This window comes from Paractinoplanes hotanensis (assembly GCF_023717965.1).
Taxonomy (GTDB): Bacteria; Actinomycetota; Actinomycetes; order Mycobacteriales; family Micromonosporaceae; genus Actinoplanes; species Actinoplanes polyasparticus.
In genome coordinates, this window is the sequence record NZ_JAMQOL010000047.1 from 65,172 (window position 1) to 88,066 (window position 22,895).

Genomic DNA, 22,895 nt, shown 5'->3' on the forward strand with positions numbered 1-22,895 from the left:
CTGGGCGAAGGCGCCGTAGGCTGCCAACGCCGCGGATCTAATGCCGAACCGGCGATGGCCGCGGCGAGCACTTCGTACCGCAAACGCCGCCTGCGATCTCGCATCGGCCACAGCGTCGATCAACGCGCTCGGTGCTCCGTCCGGGCCGCCGGACGAAGCGCCGAGTACCCTCCCTGGCGAGAACCTGCAGTTCAAGGAGCTAAATTCCCTCTAAAATCCCCTGTGTCTGGCGTTCCTGACCGCCTCGCGATGGGTGACTGTGGAGTGACACATTGCGGTGTTTCGTCCAGCAAGGTAGCGCAGCCGCGACCCTCAGACTCTCGAGCCTTCCCAACCTCACCCCGTGCTCTGACGACTTTACCTGGCCCGGTTCGCGGCCCTCTGGAACTGCCAAACGTTGCCCGATCCGCCCTCACCCCTCGAGGAGACATCGATCATGACCATGTTGGGCATGCCGGCCGAGCTCCTGCCCTCGAACACGTACCCCTACACCACGGCCTGCGTGGAAGCGTTCAGGCAGGGACGGCAATTTGCACTCAGCGGCTGGTGCTAGACCGCTTGGCTGCTACCGCCAGTCGACGCGGTCAAGTGCAGCCTGCCTATTAGTCGATGGCGGTCAGGTAGGCCCTGACGAAGAAGTCGTCGACCAGGCTGCGCAGCGGGAAATCATCGGCGCCATGGCGGGCGTCGGGAAGACACGGCTGCGGCGCGCCAGGCCATCGACGGAGCTCTGCTGGCCTCGTCGTTGGTTCGCGCTGGCCAGCTCGATGAAGGCTGTGCGAGGGCGTGCGATGCGGCCGATCTCGCGCGTCGGACGGCGTCATAGCGCACCGTGCAGCGTGTCGCGCAGATCCGGTTGGAGCTTTCGCCCTTCGAAGGGGAACCGGACGTCGCGTCGTGTCTGGAGTATCTGCACGAGACTCTGCCGGAGGCGGGATAGCCACTACGTCCGTACATGGCGGCGCAGGAAGTCGAGTTCGGCCATCAGCGCGAAGGTGTTGTCGTCGAACGCGGTGACTTCGTGGGCGGAGTCGCCGAGGACCACCAGCTCATGGTCGAGCCCATGGTCGCCCATGGTGTTCGCCAGGGCTCGCACGTCGGTCAACGGGGCAACATCGTCGTCGGCTCCGTGGATGAACAGGACTGGCCGGCGAATACGGTCTGCGCGGACCGCGCCGGCCGGGCCGGCCAGCGCACTGGCGTGCGCTCGTTGCCATCGAGGCGCGGTGCGCTGCCAGCGCCAAGGATCCACGATCGCTGACCGGGCAATGGCCGCGGCGAAGACGTCGGTAGCGCAGACGGCTTGCAGCGCGGTGTATCCGCCGGCGCTGGCGCCCATGATGAACACCTGCTCCGGCTGGGCGTTCCCCGCGGCAACCAGATACTGCGCGACGGCAGTGCAGTCCTCGACGTCTGCTGTTCCCCACCGCCCGTACAGGGATTGCCGGAAGGCCCTGGAGTAGCTGGTGCTGCCGCGGTAGTCGACATCGACCACGGCGAAACCGTGGCTGCAGAAAAGCTGGACCTGCCCGTCCAGGCGAGCCGGCATGGACGCGGTGGGGCCCGGATGTGCACGCACGATCAGCGGCGCACGCCACTCGCCGGTGGCTCCAACGGGTGGGTAGAGCAAAGCGTGAAGTGGTCCTGCGGGTCCGTCGATGACCAGCGGTCGCGCTGCGACGGCCTCGGCCACATAGACGGCGTCGACGGACATGATCGGCTGCCACCGGGGTGTAGGCCCGGCGAGGTCGACGTGGATGACATGCGGCAGTGCCGTCGCGGATGCGGCGATGACCGCGACGCCGCCATCGGTCGCGGCGACATAGGGCTTGATCGAGGTGACCGGCAGGTCAAGAGCGGCGAGTTCACCGGACTGATCAACGACGACGATCTGCTGCTGGGGCCCGGCGTGCACCGTCAGTGCGACGCGTCGGGCTGAAAGGTGCGCGTAACTGGCGTAGCCCAGCTCCCACGGCGCGGCGGCGCAGTCCGCCGGCATGGGCGCCACGGAGTGCGTCGTGTGGCCGTCCCAGCGGTAGAGGTTCCACCAGCCGCTACGGTCGCTGAGAAATGTGAGGTTGCCATTGGCGTCCCATTGAGGTTCGACGACGGACTCATCCGGTCCGCCGGCAACCTGCTGAGCAGCGAAGATCGATCTATCTCGGTAGTTGGCTACCCACAGCTCAGAGCCATCCCACGGCATCCGGTCGGCGCCCCATTGCAACCAGGCAAGGCGCTCGTCGTGGACCCGCGGCGAGCCGAGGAAACCGGGCGACGCCAGGAGCGGACGCGGGGAGGTTCCGGTTGCATCGAGGGCGACGATCTCATCGCCGGCCAGTAGTTCCCGTACGGCAACAAGCTCCGTGCCGGTCCACGTCAGATTCCCGTAGGAGACGTGCGGCTCGACGGCAGTAGTCGGAAACGAGGTTCCGGTGTCGTCGGCTATGTGGATGGCTTGGTCGGCGCGGTCGACGTAGGCGACCGCGCGGTCCATGACCGCGTACGCACCTCCGCCGTAGGCGTGGATCGACGTACCGACATCGACTGACGAGGGTGTCACCCGGTGTACCTGGGGATTGCTAGCGGACGCTGAAAAATCCTTGTTGGCGGACAGTTGAGTCCCTGCTCGCGGACAGCAGAAATCCTGCTGGGCGGTCAGGTGATCTCCGTCTCGGGCACGTGAAAGTGGATCTCTCCGGCCGGTTGGCTGCTGGTTGCTGACCTTGCAACCGACCCGACCGGAGAGACCGTGACCAAGTCTGACAGGGAGATCATGGAAATCTTGGAGTCGTACGACGCGACGCGTTGTGCGCATTCGGCGGCGCAGCTGGCCGGGTGTGACCCGAAGACGGTGCGCCGGTATGTGGCGCTGCGCGACGCCGGTGTCGGGGACCCGCTGCGGGTTCGGACGGCGCCGCGGCCGAAGTTGATCGATGCGTTCCTGCCGAAGGTGGAAGAGCTCGTCGACATCTCGAAGGCGAAGATTCGCGCGGACAAGGTGCACGAACGGCTGTTGGCGATGGGGTTCACCGGCACCGAACGCACTACACGGCGGGCGGTCCGGGAGGCGAAGATCGCGTGGCGGGCCGGGCGGCGGCGCACCTACCGGCCGTGGGTGCCCGAGCCTGGGTTGTGGCTGCAGTTCGACTGGGGCGACGGGCCGCGGATCGGCGGCAGGAAGACGTATCTGTTCTGCGCGTGGCTGGCCTGGTCGAGGTTCCGGGTGGTGATCCCGGTCTTCGATCAGACGATGGGCAGCCTGATCGCCTGCCTGGACGCTACGCTGCGGCAGGTCGGTGGGGTGCCCGCGTATCTGCTGGGCGACAACGCGAAGACCGTCACGGTCGAGCACGTCGCCGGTGTCGCGGTCCGGCACCCGACGGTGGTCGCCGCTGGGCGGCATTACGGGGCGACGGTGCACTCGTGTGAGCCGTTCGACCCGGAGTCCAAGGGCGGGGTCGAGGCCACCGTTCGGGTCGCCAAGGCCGATCTGGTGCCCACCGAGACCAACCTGCGCGGCGCCTACGGCACGTTCGCCGAGCTGGTCGCCGCGTGTGAGCAGTGGTGTGAGCACATCAACGCCCGGGTGCATCGCGAGACCGGCGCGGCGCCGGTCGATCGGCTCGCAGTCGAGCGTGGTCATCTGCATGTGTTGCCGGCCGAGCCGCACACCGCTGCGCTGGGTGACGAGCGTCTGGTCAACGACGACCAAACAGTCCGGGTCGGGTCGGTGCGGTATTCGACGCCGCCCGGGCACGTCGGCGAGCGGGTGTGGTGCCGGACCGTGGGTGAGGAACTGGTCATCGTTGCCATGACGAGTACGGGCACGGCTGAGATCGCCCGGCATCAGTTGTCCACCCCGGGCAACCCGCGCATCGTCGACGAGCACTATCCGCACCATCCGGGCGGCAACCATCCGCGCCCCCCGCGGCCGCGGGCCCGCAGCAAGGCCGAAGCCGATTTCCTGGCCATCGGCGACGGCGCCTATGCATGGCTGGTCGAGGCCGCCGCGACCGGCGCCAGCCGGGTGCGGGCGAAGATGGCCCGCGCGGTCGAGTTCGCGACCATCCTCGGCCTCGACAAGGTCGATCAGGCCCTCGGTCTGGCCGCGGCGGCGGGCCGGTTCGACGACGCGGATCTCGGCGCGATCCTGGACCACCTGGCCACCCGGGGTGAACCCGGCGACCTGGTCCGGGTCGACGAGAGCTTCTCCGCGCAGCCCGGCACCGCCTCCTGGGAAAGGTTCGGCCGATGACACCCACGCCCGTCACCCCTGCGGTCGTCGAGCCGGGCGTGGTCCTCGACGCCGATGAGGCAGCCGACCTGGCCCGGCTGCTCGATCTGGTCGAGGACTGGCTGCTGCACGCCGACGACGACGCCCGCGCGGACCTGGCCGGCTTCCTCGACGGCAGCGGCAACGGACACCTCGCCGCAGCCGGCCTGGCCACCCTGCTCGGACACAACGCCACGACCCTGCACCGCCGGCTCAGGAAGGCCACCACCCGATGACCCGCACCACCAACACACCGGCGCCGGCCCGGTCGGCGCCCGCCCTGCCCGACGACCTCGACCGGCTCCTACGCCGGATGCGGCTGCCCTACCTGCGCGCCGCCGCCCCGGATGTCATCGCCACCGCCAAGGCCCAACGCTGGGACCCCGCCGAAGTCCTGCGCGTGCTGATCAACGAGGAGGTCATCGGCCGGGACGCCGCGACCCGCCGGCTGCGCCGCAAGACCGCGAACTTCCCCACCGGCAAAACCCTGGCCACCTGGCGACCCGACGAGTCGTCCATCTCGGCAGCGACCCAGCAGGCGCTATCCACCCTGGAATGGATCGGCCGAGCCGAGAACCTGGCCGTGTCGGGACCGTCGGGCACCGGCAAGTCGCACTTCGTCGAAGCTCTCGCCCACCACGCGATCGAGGCCGACCTACGCGTCGCCTGGTTCACCCTCGAAACGTTGACCGCCACGATCAGCCGGGCCAAAGCCGACGGCTCGACCGCCCGCACCGTCACCCGGATCTGCCGCGCCGACCTGATCGTCGTTGACGACATCGGCATGCTGCCCGCCGGCCAGGACGCCGCCGAAGCGTTCTACCGCATCGTCGACGCCGCCTACGAACGCCGCTCGATCGCCGTGACCAGCAACATCCACCCGTCCGGCTTCGACACGTTCATGCCCAAGACCTTGGCCACCGCCACGGTCGACCGGCTCCTGCACCACGCCCACCTGATCACCACCCAGGGCGACTCACACCGGCTACAGCAAGCCCTCGCCGGCAAGGGGGTGAAAGCCCTGACCTAACCACCGCAAGGAGATCACCTGGCCACCGGCACGGATTTCTGCTGTCCGTCCACGAGGAAGATCAAAGGCCATCGGACAGGACTTCGTCCTGACCCTTGACAGGGATCGGGAGGTGACCAGCGCATGAGTGCGACCCGGCCGTCCTCGGCTGGAAACGACTGAAGCCACCACGCCGATCCGCGAGCCCACGTCAATGCGTCGACCGACACTACGGCCTGCGCCACATCGGCAGGATCAAGCCGTCGCGGAAGCGCCGAGTGCTGCACTGCAAACCTCCCTCGATAGGAACGGCTCGGGTCGTGATCGAGCCTACGGTTCGGATGATGATCGAATATGCCGGATTCGGACGATACGCGCGCAGCTGCGCGCGTATCGTCCGACCGTCGCGCATCCCGGGCAGAGGGGCACGGTGTGGTGATCGTGGCCGGCTGGGTGTTGCCGATGGAGGCAATAGTGATTCTGCTCGTACTGTCAGCTGTGCCAGTGCGGCCTGGCACGAACGTGAATCTTGAGCGTCTCTCCCTGTCCAGGGGGTTTTCCGAGGTGGGAGCGTTTCCTCCCCTTTAAATTCCCCCTGAATTCCCTCCTATATGGCGTTCTCCCGTGTCTTGCGATGCGTGACTGTGGAAGTCGGGTGTGGCGGCGGCCTCACCGAACCCGAGATTGAAGATCGAGCATCATCGATCAGGAGTGATCCTGCACCTCTCGGCGCCTGGCTCAAGGAGGACAGATGGCAACGCCTACGGCCCGCCCGCTCGCGTTCGTCGCGTTGATAGGGCCACCGGGCGTGGGCAAGAGCACCGCTTCCGGTCGGCTGGCAGAGGCTTACGGAGCCAGGTTGTTCCGGTTGCGAGAGTTCGCGCAACTGTCATGTGCCGCCGGTTGGGTCACTCCGGAAAGCTTCCTCACCAACGACCTCCTAGGCTGGTTCTCGGACAACACCGTCGAGGCGTTGATTGGCGAAGCGTTTCTACGAGGGCGTTTCCCGCTGAGTTCGTTGGTTGTGTGCGAAAACTTTCCTGGAACGGCAGAGCAGGTCCACATTCTGCGCCGCACGGCGCAATGGTTGGGCGCTCCGCTGTCGATCGTCGAGCTAAACGCTGACGACGATGTCTTGCGGGCCCGGGTGGATAACCGATGGGTATGCGGTACGTGCGAACCTGATCTTGACGGCCAGCCGCATCGTCCTGCGCAACCTAGCCTGGAAGACACCGGCCGGTGTCAAGGCTGTGGTCAACGGCTCTCGCGGCGTCAGAGTGACGACCCGAAAGCCTTCGCGCGACGTCTGGAGCGATACCGCAACCGGCTGTCCGGTATCCGTGCCGCCGCCGACTCCTTCGGCGTTTCGTACCAGCAAATCGACACGACGAATAGCGACCCGGCCGACCTGTCGCGCTTACTTCGTGATCTCTCCCCGGCCTGTCTGACCGGGGTTAAGAACGACATCGACAACGTGGGCGCCGCACCGGCACCGGCACGGTGACGTGCTCACCGCGCTGCGCCGCCCCGAAGGCCTCCGTTGGAAGGAGCACGATGACCGCCACCCCCCTCGGCTTTCCTCGCACGGTTCGCGCTGCCGGCTCACTGCCCCTGCTGGCCGCCCCTACTGTCCAAGGCACTACTGATCGATACGGTCACGCGCGACTTCCCGCCGGCGCCCGCGCCGTCGACCCGGGCCACGTCGATCGCATCGCGTACGGCCGTTTCCGCAACCTGTACCTGTACATCACGAACGCGTGCCAGCTTCGCTGCGAGCACTGCTACATGGGCGAACGGCTGGACGAGGCGCAGCGCATGTCCCTGGACCAGTCGCTGGGAACGCTGCACTACATGAGGAAGATGGGCAGCTCGAAGCTGACGATTCTCGGCGGAGAGCCGACCCTGCACCCCGACTATGAGACGGTCATCCGTGCCGCGAAGGCGATGGGTTACGAGCAGGTAATCACCACCAGCAACGGCCTGGACCCGGCGATGCGCAAGTTCGCCATAATGACCCCGGATGACTTTGCCTATGTTCAGATCAGCCTTGATGGCGGCTCAGCGGCGAGCCACGACCGAATCCGCGGCGCCGGCCGGTTCGACGAAACCCTGGCCAACGTGGCCCGCCTGGCCGCGGCCGGCTTCGACACACGTCTGATCTGCACGGTGAACAACGTCAACGCCGGCGACGCCTTAGATCTCCTGGGTATTGCGGACAAACTGGGCGTGTCGCTCGTCAAGTACCACGTGTTCAGCACGATCGGCGCCGGCTCAAGCCATGGCGGCCAGCAGATGGCGATGGCCCCGCGCGAATGGATCGCCTTTTACAAGCAACTTGAAAGCGTCGCTGGCCAGTATCGGACTCGAGTCTGGTACCAGCCGACCTTCGCTCTTCGCGAGGACCTGCCCCGCTATGCAGACCAAGGCTATTACGGCTGCATCGGCCGCACGCTGGACCGAGCGTCGATCTTCCCGGACGGACGTATGTACGTGTGCTCCTATCTGTTCGACACCAACCTGTTCTACGCCCAATTCGACGACGGGCAGCTACGTGTGAACAGCGGCGACAACGAGTTCGACCTGTTCACTAGGCCGTTATCGCGCCCGAGCTGCGGTTCGTGCACCGCGGGCTGCGGTGGCGGGTGCCCGGCCGAGCAGGTCGTCATGAATACCTCGGCGTGCGCCGAGGACCCCGAGGTGGTGTCCGTGTGCCGACTGTGGAAGGCCGACATTGTCACCCGGGCCACGGCCGGCTGACCGCCCGTTGTGTATACCGGCGGGGCAGCAGAGTCCGCCCCTAGGGCAATCAAGAACAAGGAGCCAGACTTTTATGGCGAACGAGAAGAACCAGCGCGCCCAGGTCGACGTGCACCTGATCCTGCGCCGCGGCGACGATGTTCTGCTGGGTCAGCGAATCAATACCGGCTTCGGGGACGGCTGCTGGCATGTGCCGTCCGGGCACGGCGAGGACCACGAGTCGTCGCTCGGCACGCTCGTCCGCGAGGCTGAAGAGGAGACCGGCGTCATCATCAAGGCGAAACAGGCGCGGCTCGCCCACGTGCTGCACCACTGGACCGGATCAGGGCGCATGGCCTTGTTCTTCGAGGTCACTCACTGGTCCGGTGAACCGGTCGTCACCGAACCGGACAAGTGCGCCGCGTGGGAGTGGTTCTCGCTGGACGCGCTTCCTGAGCAGATGATCCCGTACGGACGTCAGGCGCTCGAGCAGTACGCCGCCGGCGAACTGTACTCCGAGCGCGGCTGGCAGGAGTAGATGATGACAGCGGACCGTCCGCTGGACCTGGTGTGCTTCAGCTACCTCGCCACCGCGAACGTGCTGACCGTGGACGCCTACCCGCGTGCCAACGGCGGTACGGTCGTCACCGAGATCGCCGCATCCCTGGCCGGCGACGGTCCGCTGACCGCCGTGACCGCCGCCAACCTCGGCTTGCGCACTGCACTGGTCAGCAACACCGTCGGCGGCGACCCGTCCGGAACCCTCGCGCTGGCGTGGCTCGACCAAGCTCATGTCACCCACCATCTGCGGCCGGCTATCGACAAGATCACCCCTCAGCTGACGATCATCTCCGATACCCGGACCAGGACGTGGTTTGCCGCCCTGCACGACGCCTACACCGGCCTGGCACACGTTCCCCTGGACCTGCTCGGCCGAGCCCGCCTGGCCTATATCGACTGTTACACGGTCGTCGCCGGCGCCGCTGAACGTGCCATCCGCAATGCAGGCACCACCCCGCTGCTGCTGAACCTCGGCGGCGACACCCCCACACCGGTTCTGATCGATGCCGCGAACGAGCGCACCGTGTTGGCCGTCCAGACCAGCATCGACGAGGACTCCGTTGACACTGCCGGCGACGTCGCCGCCACTCTGCGACGCCGTTTCACCACGCCCACTGTCATCGTCACCGTAGGGCGCCACGGAGCCGTCGCGGTCACCGACGACGGCATCGTGCGAGTACCGGCGCCGACGCCGCAGGCACAGATCCGGCATACCCACGGTGCGGGAGCCGCGTTCTCCGCAGGCTACGCACACGCGATCCTGTCTGGCGCCGACCTGCCGGGAGCGCTCGCCGCCGGTTGCGCCGCCGGCACTCGACACTGCACGAGCCCTGGAGCCCCCATCCCCGTGCGGCCATCGGCTGCTGTCCCCGTATAAGGAGCCAACGGATGACTGTTGACCTGTTCACCCCGCTGAGCACCATTGACTGGACCGATCTGCCCGCGGTCGCGGCGGCCAGCCGCACTGTGCTCGACGCGCTCGACCAGGACCGTAGTGACCTCCAGAAGCTCGTCGACGGGGCCGTCAGCGACCCCGACTTGACCCGGCTTCACGAGCACTATGACATTCTCGACAAGATCGTCATTCACGATGATCCGACCGGCTGGCGGCTCCGCCTGCACGTCTTCCTGCCCGGGTACTTCGATCGGCCGCACACGCACCGCTGGGACTACGTCAGCCGCCTCCTCGACGGCAGCTACCAGCACACCCTGTACGGGACCGCCGACCAGTTCGGCGACTCCGACGATCTGTCCGGCATCGACCCCCGGGCCTTGATCGCCCGCATGGTGCGCACCGAGTCGTCGGGCAGCACCTACGCCCTGCACCACAGCATGATCCACTCCGTGGTCGCGGCGGATTGGACCACGACTCTGATCGTTCGTGGTCCGGCCGTCACCGACCGGTTCGTTGTCTCCGACCGAGAGAACGCCACCGTTTGGTGGCAGTACGGCGCGGTACGGGAAGACCCCGCAGCGCAGGCCGCCAAGCGTATGAGCGCCGCTCAGGTCACCGCGAGCGTGCAGGGACTGCACGATCGCGGCATCTTCGGCTAGAGCGTCGCCGTACCACCGGAAGTTGCGCTCCACCCATCGAGCGCCGGCCCGCGGAACTACAACCTCATCAACGGCCGATAGGGGCCGGCGCTTACGCCGGGCCGCGGCCGGCGTCGGCTGACGCGCGCTCGGCCCCCAGCCGTGATGCCGGGACAGGCGGCCCAGCTTGCCTCCCGCCGTTGCATCACGCTGCCCGCCCACGCCGATTCGGCAGGCAGCGTGATTCCGGCTCGCACCCCCTTCAGCCTCGACGTGTGGCGCGCCCGCTAAAGCCTGAGATTTGGAGACCTGGTGCTACTCGACAACCCGGGCAGTGACGCTGCTCCGCCGACAGATCACCTCACCGCCTCCTTCGATGCCGTCGTGGTGGGCGCCGGACCGGGCGGATTATTCGCCGCGCTCCGTGCGCTCAGCGGTGGCTCCCGCAAGATCCTGATCGTCGATGCCGGCGACGACGTCGCCGAACGGCTACGTTCCCGCCTTGACCGGCCGGACGATTCGCAGGTCATCACCACGGGTTTCGGCGGCGCCGGGCTGTTCTCTGACGGCAAGCTGTGCCTGTCGCACCGCATCGGATCGACTATCGCCCATCGATTCCCGGCCGCTCATGTCCTCGAGCGGCAGCGGGCAATTGATGAGCAGATCCGCTCTGGCGATGCCGCGCCGCTGCTGGGTAGCGACGCCGCCGCCACCGACCTGCAGGTATTCGCACGGCCATCGCCGTGCTGGCAGTGGTGCTGCTGGCGTGCCCCGTGCTGATGCCCTGGACGGCACTGCGCCCGGCGGGCCGCACCGCACCGCTGCCCGCCCCTGGAATCGGCCGGCGGGAGTATCTGCTGACCCCGGCTCACCGCTCCGGTGCCGGCCGGAGCGGAAGTGACCAGCGATGACCACGGCGCCCTTGGGGGTCCTGACCGGCGAGCGCGTCGTGGTGCGTGCTCCTGCGCCCGGCGACGAGCATGCGCTGGTGGAGATGGCCACCGACCCGCGGGTGCGCCGCTATCTGGGCGGCCCGAAGGATCAGGGGGCTGCTGAGGCTGATGCCGCCCGGAAGGTCAGCGAAGCGCAGTGGGGTCAGTTCGTGATCGTCCGTCGACCGGGCCGCGGGTGTGGTGGCCGGTAGCGGCAGTGTGGCCCGCAAACGCGGGCCGTGGGAGATCTCCTACCAGCTGCGTCACGCGTTCTGGCGGCTCGGGCTGGCCGGTGAGGCCGTGACGCTGGTCTGCGACTGGTTCTTCGCCACCACCGAGGAGAACGTGCTGATCGCTACGACTCAGCAGGCGAACCTGGCCTCACAGCGCATGCTCGACCGTCTCGGCCCGGTAGGGGCGGGCAGCTTCGAGCAGTACGGCCTGACCCAGTTGCGATTCGACTTCCACCGACCGGACCACCGCGCTCCCTGATCACCGGCGAGACGTCCCGGCCTGGCGGCCCCACCCTGGAGGAGGTTGTCGTGACTGATTACACCGCGACCCCCCTGCCGCGCAAACGCATGGGCACCGGCGTCATGTTCACCAACCAGGACGGACACGTTCTGCTCGTCGAGCCGACCTACAAGGACTACTGGGAGATTCCGGGTGGTGCGGTGGAGGCTGACGAGTCACCGCGCGCCACCACGATCAGGGAGATCGTGAGGAACTCGGGCTGGCCGTCTCGCCCGGGCGGCTGCTGATCGTGGACTGGGTACCGACCCGCGAGGACCGCACCGAAGGACTGATGCTGCTGTTCGACGGCGGAATGCTCACCCCGGACGACAGGCTGAGTGCCAACTATCGTCGAACGTCACAGCAGCTGTGGTAACCAGCCGTAGGTGTTCCTTTCAATACTGGTTCGTCACTCGCTCGGTCGAATGCGGCGCCAGCTGAGAGGCTTCGGTGACGCAGATGTTCGCCGCAGCCACAGACTTACCCGCTATCTCGGCGCGACAATGAAGTTAGGGCTCGATGAGCATCTTGGCGTGAAAGTCGCGCTCGACGGATGCTGGTGCGATGAGCCAGGCGCACCCTCCCACCACTGGATCGGGCTCGGCTGCTTGGGGGAGCGCGAGCTATGACAGTTCCACGTCTCTGCCGGACCGTCCGTCCGCCCCGGGTGACCCCGACGGCCACGGCCGTTGGGCGCAACTCGACGTTAGCGAGGACGGCGAATCGCTGTTGTGCCACGAATGCGGACAATGGAAACGCGCCCTGGGTACCCATGCTTGGTACCGGCACGACATCACGGCCGCGCAGTACCGCCAGCGACACGGGTTATCCTCTGGCCAGTCGCTCGCGTCGCCGGCGTCCCAGCAGCGCTTTTCGGCCCTCCCGCAGGCTCAGGAAGGCAGCGCAGGGCGCCGCGCTCTGGAAGCACACCGTGACCCAGACCGCGCCCGCGCGGCGATGACGGATGAGGGGCAGCGCCGGGCGCAACTTCGCGCGACTCGTGCCCGTACCGGCACCCGCGCCCGCCGGGGCAGGCCGTTGACCCCGGACGAGGTCGCCGAACTCGCCACCGCCGCAGACATCGGCACGTGGGCGCACACCGCACAACGACTCGTCGATGACGGGGTGCGGCAGGCCGAGATCAGCCGCGTCACCGGCATCCCGGCGCCCACCGTGTCTCAACGCCTGCGCCTGCGACGCTGATCATCGAGGATCCGACTTCGCGCCGGCCATCGTGGCATACAACCCTCGCGCGACCGCGTCAGCCTGGGCTATCCTGACCACGCCGTTTATGAGCCCGTTCACACGGGGACGGCCCGCCTCCCGTTTGAGGGGCTTTCCCCGCGCATGCGGGGTTCCCGGTTATCCGAGAGGACCCCGTTATGTCCGAACACGTTCCCGCCGGTCGGCTCGTGCGCTCCTGCGTCTGCGGGCAGCCCCTCCACGTCGGCTCGGTCCTTGCCACTGAAATCGAGCAGGAAGGTCCATACCAGGCCATCGTGATCCGGGTCGGGCCAATGGTGGCGGAGCCCCTGCACCGGACGCTTGCTCTGGTGTCGTTGACCCGCGGCCAGTTCGTGCAACATGTCGGCGCTCTGCTCCACTGGCAAATGGGGGTAGGCGAACCGGTCCGCTGCGGCAGCGTGGATGACGTCCCGCCGCCCTGCTTGGACTCGGCGCCCGGGTGCCAAGACGAGCGCCAACGCCGATTGGTCTGGCAGAGTGTTCATACACCCGATTTGTTCGGCACGACTTCGGCCTGAGCTGGCCTGGCCGCGGGCGTGGGCCGCCGTTTCGTCGTGAGCTTGTCGCGTATCCGGTAGCTGATGCCCGTGAGTGCTACGCCGGCTCGGCCGTGGCGGCGGCTTGGAGCGCGGCCGATAGGCTGATTGGTTCCAGCCCGAGCAGTCGCAACACGTAAGGCGGCAGAAGGGCGAACAACAAGTGGTAGAGCCCGTCGGGCTCAACCTTCTGCAGCCACGTCAGCTGCCGGGCCTGCCAGAGCAGCATCACTGCGGTGCAGGCTGCGCCGTGCGGGGTGGGTTTCTCGTGGACGGCGATCTGGATCTCCATGCGCATGGGGCCGAAGGCGGTCGCGATCATCCATTGCAGGACAGCGTCACCCGGTGTGCCTGCGGAGAGCTCGGCCTCGACCGTGTCGCAGAGGTCGAGCGCCCACCTGCGGCGTTCGACGGCTGCCGCCCAACCGGAACGCAGCCGCTCCAGCGTCGACTCCTCGACGACACGGCGTAGCTCGACCCGGACGTCGCCGGTCGGCAGCAGTGTGTTCCCGGCTTCGTCGGCCAGCTCGGTGGCCTCTACCCCGTCGGGAAATTCGAGCATCGAGGCGCCGGGCACGGCCGCGCCGGCGGGACTCATCGACCGCACGAGCGCGGCCATGCCGGTCCCGTTGAGCTCGGAGCCGTCGAGTGCCACGGTCGTGGACATCAGCTGGAAGTCGGCCGTGGTGAAGGGCTCGGCGAGCCCGGGTCTTTGTCGAACGCCTTCAGTTCGGCGGGGGCGAAGGAGATCCCGGCGGCCTTGATCTTGGCGTCGATGCGGCGCATCCGCTGGGGGATCAACGCGGTCGTGTCCCGGCCCGGCAGCCGCGCCGCCGCTTCCTGCGCCCAGTCGCCGGGGTCCTGACTGCCCGTGCCGGGATCCGGCAGGTCCAGGGCGACCGCGGAGAGGAAGGCGGCTCGGACGGTCGGATCAGGCACCGCGTGCCCGTCGCCGAACGCCCGCAACGCTACGTCGTAAGTGCGCTGACCTCGGCGAGCATTCAGGCCGAGCCAGATGACCAGGTCAGCCGTGCCGAGCGCGGGCTGCGAGGAACTTCCACCGAAGCCCTGCCTCATGGGCGTGTTCGCGGGAAGCAGACCTACGTGACGCCAGTGCTCGAGCTGCGTGGCGGTCACGACGACCTCGTGTTGCCGGGCGTGATCGATCAACGCCTGGTCTGCAGAGCTCGGTGGTTTCCGGGGCACGTCGTCGAAGATACGCGGCCGCCTGCCCACAGCCCCGCAAACTCATCCGGTTCAGGGATCTACAGCGGTGTTTTTCTGATCGTGCCGCGGCCACCAAGGCCGCTGATCCCCGAACCAAGGAGAGCCCGAACTATGCCTAGCCGCCGAATGTCAACCTGTAGGAAGCCGCGCCGCCGGCGTCTGCCTTCTGCCAGCCCCAGCGCCGCGCACCGGACCCGAGGCCGCCGATCCGCGGTCACCGGCGGCCTCGCCGTCCTGGCCGTCCTGGCCGGCCTGCTCGCGGTGCACAGCCCGTCGTGGGCCACCGGCCTCGACACGGCACTGACCGTCGCCGCGGCCTGCGGGGCGTTCACCGCTCGCCGGCCTCGCTGACCGACTGGCAGCGGCGCAGCCCGGTGAATGGACTGAACCTACAGCAACCTGCTTGGCGACACCTAGCGCAACGCCTAGAGTGTTGCTGTATGAGTAGCCAGCGAATCCCATTGATGGGGGCCCATGAAATACGCATCCGACTTGGCGGGGTGAGCCGGCAACGGGCTTACCAGATCACCTGCCGTCAGGACTTCCCCACACCGGTCGCCGACCTGGCGCAAGGCAAAGTGTGGTCTCAAGAGGACGTCGAAGGCTGGTTCAGGAAGCACCGGCGGGGCCAAGCCGAGGGCGAGAATCGTTGACCCCGGAGGATGGCGGCCTGGACGGCCTCGCCCCTGGCGGGCGGCCACCTGAGTCAAGCGCTGCGTGCGAGGTGAAGGTAACTGCGTGCCCCGCGGCCACGAGAGCACACGTCATGCGCAGACACGTAGCGCCGGGCAGAACGCGCCGGCGTCAAACGGGGGATACCGACCGTAGCTAGAGGGCTTCGGCGTCGTTAGCTACCGCAGTGGAGCATCGTTTTTGACGATCGCCCCGGCACGGCACGCGGAAATGCGTCTGCGAAGCCACCGGAACTCCAACTGGGCACGGTGCGACGGGAGCGGACCTGTTGCGACCACCCGGCACGCTCACCGCCCACCTTCTTGCTGGGCGGACCTGTCGGCTCCGAAAGAAAACTCACTAGATGACCTTGTACTCCGCACTTGAAAGCCATGGCCGCCACCAACTCCTCGCCACATACCTTTCCGGTGATCGTTTAGTGACCAGCACCGTTACCCGACTTCAAGAAGGCGAGAAAGCCAGCGAGCTGGTCGACGTACTAAATCGTGTGGTGGACGCCGCCCGGGCGCCACTGACAGCCATGTCGGAATGGCTGGAACGCGACGGCCCTTACCCGGAGGGGCACGTGGAAGCCCTACTCGATCCCACGCGGCGCTCAGAATTGCTGACCACCGGACACTCATTGTGGTATGCCTACGCGACCGCAGAACTTTTCTACGCACTTGCAGATCTTGACGAGGCTGTCGCCACGATACCGTCTGCAATCAGAACTGCCGTCCTGCAGGAAGTCAGAGAAGTCGGTGTAAATCTCCGAAAGTCCTCGGGCGGGCGAGGAATTCGCAGCATTTTCGGCCCACGGCCGCTAGGTCGCTACAGTACCGAGTTGAACCCGGCCGGTCGCAACTCGTTCCAACAAGCCCTTGGTGGATACCAGCACGTGCCGCTGGCCGAGCTCGCCGCAGCGATGCGCTCCATGGTCGCTGCGATGCGGCTGACCCGCAATCAGCACGTCCACATCGACATGCCGTTCTGGGCGCTGGTCGTCGAAAATGGAGACTACGCGAACTGCATCCTTGAGGTGTCACCAGCGCCATCAGCCAGTAGCACTTGGAGGATCACGATTCGTCGGTGGGTCGATGTCGGTAAAGTCGACCCTGACCTAGATTGGGTTTTGGATTGCGAACTGCCGCAAACGCCGCCACTTACCGAGATAATTCAGCTCCTCGATCTGGCCGTGGACCCAGCAGTCATCAATGGTTGGTCAGAGACGCAAGTCGGATTCGCTCTAGCTGGGACTTCATTCCTCGTGACGGAACGTAGCGTCGGATAGGGTCGAGTCAGTCACTCCTCGCGGCTGAACCTTCTGCGTGGCCCCGCGCGTAGCTCGACGGCCTTCGATGCGACCAAGCATGGGTCTCGGGTTAATCCGGCAAGGATGCGCCCAAGAGCAGACGACTCACCCGCCCGGTTCAGTGCGGCAATGTTGATGCGGTCAGTGCTTCATTCACCGTGTCGCTGTGGTCGAACCACCAGCGCAGCAGCTGACCGTCGGAGAAGAACAGGTAGTCGCAGCCGCGGTCCTGCTGCTCGTAGTGCCGATGCAGCTGCCAGGTCCCGGTGACCAGGTCCCACCAGCGCCGGTGCGCGGCGTCGACCAACTGCGCGTCACTGATCGATCGGCGGGCGCGGTAGCCGCGGATGAAGGCAGCGATGCGTTCGAGGTCGAGGGCGCCCGTGCCGGTGTCGGTGAACCAGATCGTCGCGGTCCGCACGATCTCGGCGGCGTAGCCACGGACATCGAGGCGGTCCCAGTCGAGGATCGCGTTCACCCGCGTGGCACTCGGGTCGACGAGGATGTTCAGCGGCTGCAGGTCCCCGTGCGTCCACCCCGCCGGTCCGACCTCACCGCCGGATGGCTGGCGGTCTGCCACGCGATTCAGCAGAATCTGCCGCTGCTGAATTTCCCGACGGGCCAGGTCGTCGAAGCGATCACCGGCCCTGCGCCCGGCGGCCTGTGCGTAGTGCTCGAGGCGGACCTGGGCCTCGCCGGTGCTGGTCGGACAATCCGGCAACCGATCCGGTGCCTCGGGCAAGACCGCCGCGAGGGCGGTGTGCAACCGCCCGCACACCGCGCCCAGCTCCGCACATGCGTCCATCGGCAGATCGTGGCCGTTGAGGTGGGCGCCAGGCATCCAACCGCTGGCGCAGTACCACTCGTTGTTGATACCCAGCAGCGTGTCGCCCTGTTCGGTGGAGCAGGGCAGCGGCACCGGGATGTCCTTCATAGCGAGCTGCGGCAGGACCCGGTGGACCTCGCGCACCGTTGCCGGCGGCCGATCGCGAAGCTGCTTGACGGCATAACGGCCGGTGCCGGTCGTCATCCGCCAGTTCGCGTTCATCAAACCCTGCGGTATCCGCTGCCAGGACAGCACCGTGCCCAGCCCGAACCCTGCGGCGATCTCCGCAGCGAGCGATACCTCCAGCATGTCACCGGGCATCGACGCAGCCTCAGCCACGGCCCACGGCCCGGCGCAATCCAGTGACCGCGTCAGCGGTCTGGTCATCGAGCCACTGACGGTGCTCGCGGTCCTCAACCACATCGAACAGACTCTTGTAGAGCCGCTGCTCGCGAGCGAGCCACAGGACCCGCATGGCCTGGTAGGTGTGCAGCGATCCGCCGTCCTCGGCGATCTGGGCGCAGCGCCGCTCGGCGCCGGGATCGTGGCGGCCCAACCACAGCCCGAGAAGCGCAAGATCAGCGCCGCGCGGATACATGCCGGCGAACTCGAAGTCGATGAAGACCAGCGGCTGCCCAGGGTCGGCCAACGCGTTACTGGCCAGCGGATCACCGTGACCGAACACCAGGGGAGCGTCGGCGACAGCGTCCAGCAACGGTTGCTGAACGTCGCCGGGCAGGTTCCCGGCGGCGGCATAGCGGCGGATGCGGGCCGGCCAGTTGGTGGTCAGCGTGCTCAGCAGACCTGGAGGAGGCTGCCACTCGGCGAAGGCCACCAGCGCGTCGATCATTCCCGCCACGACGGGCTCCGGTAGCCGTGGCGGGTACCGGTCGGTGTGTGGGGACGCCCCGGGTAGACCATCGATGATCAGCAAGCGGCGGCCGGCGTGATGCAGCCGCGGTACCCGCCACGGCGGCGGCGTGGTGGCGAACGCCCGATAGACGCTGACCTCGTGCGCGAAGCGTTTGACCCAATGCCGTTCGGAGCTGGTCAGCTGCTTGGCGACCACGTCCTGGCCACGCCAGCGGCCAGCGATGGTCACGGCTTTGTCGGTTCTCCGCAGCTGCTTGACCTGCTGCAAGCCGGGCAGGTCAAGCAAGGTGTCGACGTCGGTAAGGAACCCACCGGGCGTGCTGGCCATCTCCTCCACACGCTCATCCTGCTGACCGTCCCGACGTACGTCGAGTACCCCGCGCGCACGCTGGTGGCCATTCAACGCGAGCGGCTTGCGGACAGGAACGGTGATCGGGCCTGCGCGCCCCACCTGGTCATGAAGGCCGCTGATCTCTCGGCTCGCCTGACCGCGGGCAACCGTTCGGCCTTCGTCCAGAAACCCACGAGGTCGAGGTAGGCGACTCCCGCCGCGTCAACCAGGACAGCCCGGGACAACCCAGGACAGCTGCGGACAGCTATATCGCGGTCAGCTGAGCAGGCAGGGTCGTCAGGGAAGCGACCGACGCCGGCCCCCGACACTCCGTACCGCATCCAACGGCGGCACGTGAACCGAACCGGCGGACACCGGTCGGCGCGTTCGCTGCCAGCTCATCACCCTGCGCCGCGGACCGGGCCCACCACCCTTCCCGGAGGCAACCATGAACAAGACCATCGCTCGTACCGGAGCCATCGTCACCGCCGCTCTCGGCCTCACGCTCCCCGTAGCCACGCCCGCTCTGGCCAGCGCGGACAAATGCAAAGGCGACGCGTACGCCAGCTGCGTGGCGGTCAACGGCAGCAAGCTGCACGTCAACTCGATCAAAAGCCGCGTCGCGCTCTACGCCAAAACGTGCCGGACCGGCCACAGCCAAGTGCTGATCAACGGCAAGCACTACGCCGACTCCAACAGCGGCAAGGACAAGGAGTACTGCTCCGAGTCGATCTTCGGTGCCGAGGTCACCACCGGCACCTGGAAGGTCAACCGCGACTACGCCAAGGGCACCAAGATCTGCTCCAAGTTCTGGCGCTACACCGGCGCGACCGGGCCCGGCACGTCCAACGGCTACTCCAGCTACGGCACCGCCTGCGCCACCGTCGGCTGATCCGCACGGCTAACCACAGCGGCCGGTGATGCCGGCGGCATCACCGGCCCCGTGCCGGCACCGCACGTGAAGCCCTTTCCGCTGCCGCCGTGACGCCCCTATCCCCTCCGTGGAGATCTTCCATGACCCTCGCCCTCACCCGTGAGTCCAGTCCGAGCACCGCTGTCCCTGAGGTGCTGCGCCGCTACCGACTCGCGATCAGCCTGATGTTCGGCATCGCCGGCATGACCATCGGCACCTGGACCGCGCGGATCCCCACCATCCAGCACAACATCAAGATGGCCGACAGCAAGCTGAGCATCTGCCTACTCCTCCTGGCCGCTGGCGGCCTGCTCGGCATGCGCGCCGCCGGACGGCTCATCGACCGCCACGGCAGCACCACGGTCATGGTTCTCCCGTCACTGGCCCTAGGCGGGGCGCTCCTGCTCGCCGGGCACGCCCCGACGTGGAAGACGCTGGCCGCCGCCCTGCTCACCTTCGGCATTCTGCACGGCACCCTCAACGTGGCGATGAACGCGGCCGCGGTCTCGTGCCAGACCGCGTACGGACGGCCGATCATGACCTCGTTCCACGCGCTGTTCAGTATCGGCGGTGTTGCCGGGGCACTGCTGTCCGCAGCCTGCGCCCACATCGGCCTGAGCGTTGCCGACGCCTTCGCCGCTGCCGCGGTCATGTCTACCGCTGCGGCCGGGTGGGCGATCCACCGCTTCATCCCCGCGCCTGTTGCGAGCACCGACAGCCATGAAGCCACCGCTACGGCGGCACCGGCGCAGCGCCGGCCGCGAACCCGGATCCTGCTGCTCGGCCTGCTCGCGTTCAGCGCGTTGATCAGCGAAGGAGCTGCAGCCGACTGGGCCAGCACCTACCTGACCCGCCTCGGCGCGACACCGGCCATGGCCGCCACCGCCTATGCGGCCTTCGCCGCGAGCATGACCATTGGCCGGCTCGTCGGTGACCGCCTCACCGCCGCTGTCGCGCCCGCCGCCCTGCTGCGTGGCTGCGGCCTGATCGGCGGCGGCGGGCTCGCCCTCGGCCTGATCGGCGGCACTCCGGCCACCGCGATCGCCGGTTTCGCCTGCCTCGGCGCCGGACTGTCCTGCGTCGTCCCGCTGCTCTACTCCACCGCCAGCGGCCTCGACCCGGCCCGACCCGGCGCAGCGCTGTCACAAGTCGCAGCACTGGGCTACCTCGGCTACGTCCTCGGACCGGCCATCATCGGCGGCGCCGCCATGCACATCGGCCTCGGCAACGCCCTGCTCATCCTCCCGGTCCTCGCGACGCTGCTGGTCATCGGCGCGCCCGTGGTGCATCGCAGCCGCGGCCGACACCACCGGCCGGCGAGAACCCGCAGCAACACCACGCTCGCGCTGGCCTCGAGCGACGACACGAATCGCCCCGCCGGCCAGCTCCTCGCGCCTGATTTCCCTACCAAACACGTCGACCATCCGGTCACCGAGCTCGAAGGAGCACTGCGATGAACACCACCCTGACCCGCACCGCCACCACCACGGCCGTCGCCGACGCCGCCGCGGCGCTTCCCCGGCACGACACGACGATCAGCGCGACCCGGGTTACGGCCCGGAAACGCCGGCGCACCCCGCTGCTGCTGATCTTCGCCGCCGCGGTTGCCGCGGCCCTGCCGCTGATGGGCGCCACCCCCGCGCAAGCCGCCACCTACCGAGACCCGACCCCCGGCTCCGGCAAGCTGTCGGCCCTGGCCGCGTCCGGCTGCAGGGCGTCCCCGTACTCGTTCCACTTCGAGGGCTACGGCAGCCTGGCCTTCCCCGAAGACCCCACCGGCCAGTACAACTACTCGGTCACGCCGGTGCTGAAGACCACCTCGCAGTGCCGGGACATCAACGTCAAGAACACGACGCGAGGCAAGATCCGCGTTTGCGTGATGTTCGGCAAGACCAGCAACACCTGCAACTACTACACCACCATCGCGGCCGGCGCCTGGGCCAACGCCGCCACGAACGTCAAAGACGGCACGTACTTCCGGATGCGGGCCGGGATCTTGTACAACACCTCCGGCTGGGCGACCGGCGCGACCGGGGTGTCCGACTTCTGAGCCGGCGTACGCGCCAGCGCAAGTCCCCAGATCGGCGGCAGGGTGTCGTCGCGGTTCGCAGCGACACCCTGCCGTCCCGCCGAAATGGCGGCCGCCCGGCCCGGCCCGCCACGGCCTGGGCAACCGACCTACCTTCTCCGACGCCGACCAGCTCGGCCGGCTCGCCGCCGCCCCTCTCTCCGAGCGCGGCGGCGCACTCGGGCCTCGACGCCGCCGTACCGCGATCGCACACCCATCGGCAGAAACCACTCCCGGGAGGCACCCTCGTCGAAGTTGATCTGGAACGTCGTACCGCCTCGCCAGCACAGTGTGGCGGCGACCCGGCGGAAGACAGTGTCGGCGCCCACCGCCCTCCACCGCCCGATCGCCGAGCGGATGGCGTCGACCTCGACCGGCGCCGTCCGCCGAAACGGCCGGTGACGCTACAACATCTCCAGCGGTTGTGGGTCGGCCGGCGGCGGGAACGCCGTGTCGAGTGTTGTTACGTCCTCCGTGCTCAGATGCAGGTCGCGCGCTTCCGCGTTCTCCCGGGTGTGTTCGGGCTTGGACGATCGGGGGATGGCCGCGACCATCTCCTGACGCCGTAGCCAGGCCAGCGCCACCTGAGCGGGCGTGGCACCGTGCCGGGCGGCGACCTCCGTGATCTGGGGATGGCCGAGCAGTCGACCCTGCTCGATCGGGGAGTACGCCATCACCGGGATTCGGTGCTCGCGTAACCACGGCAGCAGGGCGTACTCGGGACCACGGCGGGTCAGGTTGTACAGGATCTGATTGGACGCGCACGAACTCCCGCCCGTCTCGAGTAGATCCGTCATGTCGGAAAGATCGAAGTTGCTCACGCCCCACTGCCCGATGTCACCGGCGTCGACGAGTTCGGCGAACGCCTCGATCGTCTCCGCGAGTGGATGTGGGCCGCGCCAGTGCAGCAGGTAAAGGTCGATGTGGTCGACGCCGAGTCGTTGCAGGCTGCGGCGGCAGGCCTGCACGGTTCCCCGTCGGCTGGCGTTGGACGGAAGTACCTTGTCGACCAGAAAGACGTCCGCGCCTCGTCCGGCGATCGCCTCGCCGACGAGTTCCTCGGAAGCGCCGTCACCGTACATCTCCGCAGTATCGATCATGGTCATGCCCAGGTCGAGCCCACGGCGTAGGGCGGCTATCTCGTCCCGCCGCCTTGTGGGGCGCTCGCCCAGGTACCAGGTTCCCTGGCCGAGCGTGGGCATCGTCTGGCCCGAGGGCAGCTCGATCACGTGGGTATCGAGGGTCATGTCGCCCTTTCCAAGAGCCTGGGTACCAGTGGATTGCCGGGGTTGTCGGGCCGATCCGCGGGTCGACCGATCGCGGCTGCCGATTGAA

General features: G+C 67.6%; 23 protein-coding genes and 1 pseudogene. 18 read left to right on the forward strand and 6 right to left on the reverse strand.

The annotated features are described in order from the left end of the window. Nucleotides 1-943: 943 nt before the first annotated feature. Nucleotides 944-2,494, reverse strand: a complete 1,551-nt coding sequence (locus LXN57_RS32185) for a S9 family peptidase (RefSeq protein ID WP_251801954.1) — start codon at nucleotides 2,492-2,494, stop codon at nucleotides 944-946. 279 nt (nucleotides 2,495-2,773) lie between these two features. Between LXN57_RS32185 and istA the strand changes: the two are divergent. The 12 genes and pseudogenes from istA to LXN57_RS48720 form a co-directional block, all read left to right on the forward strand. Next, nucleotides 2,774-4,287, forward strand: a pseudogene (gene istA / locus LXN57_RS32190) (IS21 family transposase); the annotation flags it as partial. A 218-nt stretch (nucleotides 4,288-4,505) separates the two neighbouring features. Further along, entirely contained in the window at nucleotides 4,506-5,303 is a 798-nt protein-coding gene (gene istB / locus LXN57_RS32200) for an IS21-like element helper ATPase IstB (RefSeq protein WP_251801957.1), read from the forward strand. A gap of 730 nt (nucleotides 5,304-6,033) precedes the next feature. Further along, a complete protein-coding gene (locus LXN57_RS32205) occupies nucleotides 6,034-6,786 on the forward strand; it encodes an adenylate kinase family protein (RefSeq protein ID WP_251801958.1) in 753 nt (250 codons plus the stop codon). Nucleotides 6,787-6,836: 50 nt separating this feature from the next. Beyond that, nucleotides 6,837-8,039: a radical SAM protein gene (locus LXN57_RS32210; RefSeq protein WP_251801959.1), complete on the forward strand. Its 1,203-nt coding sequence runs from the start codon at nucleotides 6,837-6,839 to the stop codon at nucleotides 8,037-8,039. 73 nt (nucleotides 8,040-8,112) lie between these two features. Next, on the forward strand, nucleotides 8,113-8,556 hold the full coding sequence (locus tag LXN57_RS32215; RefSeq protein WP_251801960.1) for an NUDIX hydrolase: 444 nt from the start codon (nucleotides 8,113-8,115) through the stop codon (nucleotides 8,554-8,556). A 3-nt stretch (nucleotides 8,557-8,559) separates the two neighbouring features. Further along, complete coding sequence (locus LXN57_RS32220; RefSeq protein WP_251801961.1) at nucleotides 8,560-9,456, forward strand: carbohydrate kinase family protein; 897 nt, start codon at nucleotides 8,560-8,562, stop codon at nucleotides 9,454-9,456. Nucleotides 9,457-9,467: 11 nt separating this feature from the next. Then, nucleotides 9,468-10,133: a hypothetical protein gene (locus tag LXN57_RS32225; RefSeq protein ID WP_251801962.1), complete on the forward strand. Its 666-nt coding sequence runs from the start codon at nucleotides 9,468-9,470 to the stop codon at nucleotides 10,131-10,133. Between the two features lie 291 nt (nucleotides 10,134-10,424). Next, entirely contained in the window at nucleotides 10,425-10,892 is a 468-nt protein-coding gene (locus tag LXN57_RS32230; RefSeq protein WP_251801963.1) for a hypothetical protein, read from the forward strand. A gap of 127 nt (nucleotides 10,893-11,019) precedes the next feature. Next, entirely contained in the window at nucleotides 11,020-11,256 is a 237-nt protein-coding gene (locus tag LXN57_RS32235) for a GNAT family N-acetyltransferase (RefSeq protein WP_251801964.1), read from the forward strand. A 7-nt stretch (nucleotides 11,257-11,263) separates the two neighbouring features. Beyond that, nucleotides 11,264-11,536, forward strand: a complete 273-nt coding sequence (locus tag LXN57_RS32240) for a GNAT family N-acetyltransferase (protein WP_251801965.1) — start codon at nucleotides 11,264-11,266, stop codon at nucleotides 11,534-11,536. Nucleotides 11,537-11,586: 50 nt separating this feature from the next. Next, entirely contained in the window at nucleotides 11,587-11,805 is a 219-nt protein-coding gene (locus LXN57_RS32245) for an NUDIX domain-containing protein (RefSeq protein ID WP_251801966.1), read from the forward strand. A gap of 316 nt (nucleotides 11,806-12,121) precedes the next feature. Further along, nucleotides 12,122-12,760, forward strand: coding sequence for a MucR family transcriptional regulator (locus LXN57_RS48720; protein ID WP_507185055.1), 639 nt, complete (start codon nucleotides 12,122-12,124; stop codon nucleotides 12,758-12,760). A 636-nt stretch (nucleotides 12,761-13,396) separates the two neighbouring features. Here LXN57_RS48720 and LXN57_RS32255 read toward each other — a convergent pair. Together LXN57_RS32255 and LXN57_RS32260 are read right to left on the reverse strand one after the other, a co-directional pair. Beyond that, complete coding sequence (locus tag LXN57_RS32255) at nucleotides 13,397-14,005, reverse strand: hypothetical protein (protein WP_251801968.1); 609 nt, start codon at nucleotides 14,003-14,005, stop codon at nucleotides 13,397-13,399. Then, complete coding sequence (locus LXN57_RS32260) at nucleotides 14,005-14,475, reverse strand: hypothetical protein (protein ID WP_251801969.1); 471 nt, start codon at nucleotides 14,473-14,475, stop codon at nucleotides 14,005-14,007. Before LXN57_RS32260 ends, LXN57_RS32255 begins: the two co-directional genes overlap by 1 nt. Nucleotides 14,476-14,691: 216 nt before the next feature. Here LXN57_RS32260 and LXN57_RS32265 point away from each other — a divergent pair, with 216 nt between their 5' ends. From LXN57_RS32265 to LXN57_RS32275, 3 genes are all read left to right on the forward strand, one after another. Then, nucleotides 14,692-14,916, forward strand: coding sequence for a hypothetical protein (locus LXN57_RS32265; protein WP_251801970.1), 225 nt, complete (start codon nucleotides 14,692-14,694; stop codon nucleotides 14,914-14,916). A 113-nt stretch (nucleotides 14,917-15,029) separates the two neighbouring features. After that, nucleotides 15,030-15,218, forward strand: a complete 189-nt coding sequence (locus tag LXN57_RS32270) for a DNA-binding protein (RefSeq protein ID WP_251802055.1) — start codon at nucleotides 15,030-15,032, stop codon at nucleotides 15,216-15,218. A 383-nt stretch (nucleotides 15,219-15,601) separates the two neighbouring features. Then, complete coding sequence (locus LXN57_RS32275; protein WP_251801971.1) at nucleotides 15,602-16,528, forward strand: hypothetical protein; 927 nt, start codon at nucleotides 15,602-15,604, stop codon at nucleotides 16,526-16,528. Between the two features lie 139 nt (nucleotides 16,529-16,667). On the opposite strand, the gene LXN57_RS32280 is transcribed toward LXN57_RS32275, so the two are convergent. Both LXN57_RS32280 and LXN57_RS32285 read right to left on the reverse strand, forming a co-directional pair. Then, nucleotides 16,668-17,696 carry a phosphotransferase gene (locus tag LXN57_RS32280; RefSeq protein WP_251801972.1) on the reverse strand — a complete coding sequence of 343 codons (1,029 nt, stop codon included), beginning with the start codon at nucleotides 17,694-17,696 and terminating at the stop codon, nucleotides 16,668-16,670. 10 nt (nucleotides 17,697-17,706) lie between these two features. After that, nucleotides 17,707-18,576 (reverse strand): aminoglycoside phosphotransferase family protein, encoded by an 870-nt coding sequence (locus LXN57_RS32285; protein WP_251802056.1) that lies wholly within the window; start codon nucleotides 18,574-18,576, stop codon nucleotides 17,707-17,709. A 451-nt stretch (nucleotides 18,577-19,027) separates the two neighbouring features. Between LXN57_RS32285 and LXN57_RS32290 the strand changes: the two genes are divergently transcribed. The 3 genes from LXN57_RS32290 (at nucleotide 19,028) to LXN57_RS32300 (ending at nucleotide 21,542) form a co-directional block, all read left to right on the forward strand. Next, nucleotides 19,028-19,471, forward strand: coding sequence for a hypothetical protein (locus LXN57_RS32290; RefSeq protein ID WP_251801973.1), 444 nt, complete (start codon nucleotides 19,028-19,030; stop codon nucleotides 19,469-19,471). A 122-nt stretch (nucleotides 19,472-19,593) separates the two neighbouring features. Next, entirely contained in the window at nucleotides 19,594-20,949 is a 1,356-nt protein-coding gene (locus tag LXN57_RS32295) for an MFS transporter (RefSeq protein ID WP_251801974.1), read from the forward strand. Then, the gene (locus LXN57_RS32300) at nucleotides 20,946-21,542 is read left to right on the forward strand and encodes a hypothetical protein (RefSeq protein WP_251801975.1); all 597 of its coding nucleotides are present in this window, start codon (nucleotides 20,946-20,948) and stop codon (nucleotides 21,540-21,542) included. The genes LXN57_RS32295 and LXN57_RS32300 overlap by 4 nt, the downstream gene beginning before the upstream one ends. A 422-nt stretch (nucleotides 21,543-21,964) precedes the next feature. Here the strand turns inward: LXN57_RS32300 and LXN57_RS32305 are convergent, their stop codons facing one another. After that, nucleotides 21,965-22,807, reverse strand: a complete 843-nt coding sequence (locus tag LXN57_RS32305; protein WP_251801976.1) for an aldo/keto reductase — start codon at nucleotides 22,805-22,807, stop codon at nucleotides 21,965-21,967. Between the last annotated feature and the right edge of the window lie 88 nt (nucleotides 22,808-22,895).

Coding starts and splice junctions, on each gene's coding strand:
- LXN57_RS32185 (WP_251801954.1), bottom strand. CDS start 2,494: ATGGACCGCGCGGTCGCCTACGTCGACCGCGCCGACCAAGCCATCCAC.
- istB (WP_251801957.1), top strand. CDS start 4,506: ATGACCCGCACCACCAACACACCGGCGCCGGCCCGGTCGGCGCCCGCC.
- LXN57_RS32205 (WP_251801958.1), top strand. CDS start 6,034: ATGGCAACGCCTACGGCCCGCCCGCTCGCGTTCGTCGCGTTGATAGGG.
- LXN57_RS32210 (WP_251801959.1), top strand. CDS start 6,837: ATGACCGCCACCCCCCTCGGCTTTCCTCGCACGGTTCGCGCTGCCGGC.
- LXN57_RS32215 (WP_251801960.1), top strand. CDS start 8,113: ATGGCGAACGAGAAGAACCAGCGCGCCCAGGTCGACGTGCACCTGATC.
- LXN57_RS32220 (WP_251801961.1), top strand. CDS start 8,560: ATGACAGCGGACCGTCCGCTGGACCTGGTGTGCTTCAGCTACCTCGCC.
- LXN57_RS32225 (WP_251801962.1), top strand. CDS start 9,468: ATGACTGTTGACCTGTTCACCCCGCTGAGCACCATTGACTGGACCGAT.
- LXN57_RS32235 (WP_251801964.1), top strand. CDS start 11,020: ATGACCACGGCGCCCTTGGGGGTCCTGACCGGCGAGCGCGTCGTGGTG.
- LXN57_RS48720 (WP_507185055.1), top strand. CDS start 12,122: ATGAGCCAGGCGCACCCTCCCACCACTGGATCGGGCTCGGCTGCTTGG.
- LXN57_RS32255 (WP_251801968.1), bottom strand. CDS start 14,005: ATGTCCACGACCGTGGCACTCGACGGCTCCGAGCTCAACGGGACCGGC.
- LXN57_RS32265 (WP_251801970.1), top strand. CDS start 14,692: ATGTCAACCTGTAGGAAGCCGCGCCGCCGGCGTCTGCCTTCTGCCAGC.
- LXN57_RS32270 (WP_251802055.1), top strand. CDS start 15,030: ATGGGGGCCCATGAAATACGCATCCGACTTGGCGGGGTGAGCCGGCAA.
- LXN57_RS32275 (WP_251801971.1), top strand. CDS start 15,602: ATGACCTTGTACTCCGCACTTGAAAGCCATGGCCGCCACCAACTCCTC.
- LXN57_RS32280 (WP_251801972.1), bottom strand. CDS start 17,696: ATGCCCGGTGACATGCTGGAGGTATCGCTCGCTGCGGAGATCGCCGCA.
- LXN57_RS32285 (WP_251802056.1), bottom strand. CDS start 18,576: ATGGCCAGCACGCCCGGTGGGTTCCTTACCGACGTCGACACCTTGCTT.
- LXN57_RS32290 (WP_251801973.1), top strand. CDS start 19,028: ATGAACAAGACCATCGCTCGTACCGGAGCCATCGTCACCGCCGCTCTC.
- LXN57_RS32295 (WP_251801974.1), top strand. CDS start 19,594: ATGACCCTCGCCCTCACCCGTGAGTCCAGTCCGAGCACCGCTGTCCCT.
- LXN57_RS32300 (WP_251801975.1), top strand. CDS start 20,946: ATGAACACCACCCTGACCCGCACCGCCACCACCACGGCCGTCGCCGAC.
- LXN57_RS32305 (WP_251801976.1), bottom strand. CDS start 22,807: ATGACCCTCGATACCCACGTGATCGAGCTGCCCTCGGGCCAGACGATG.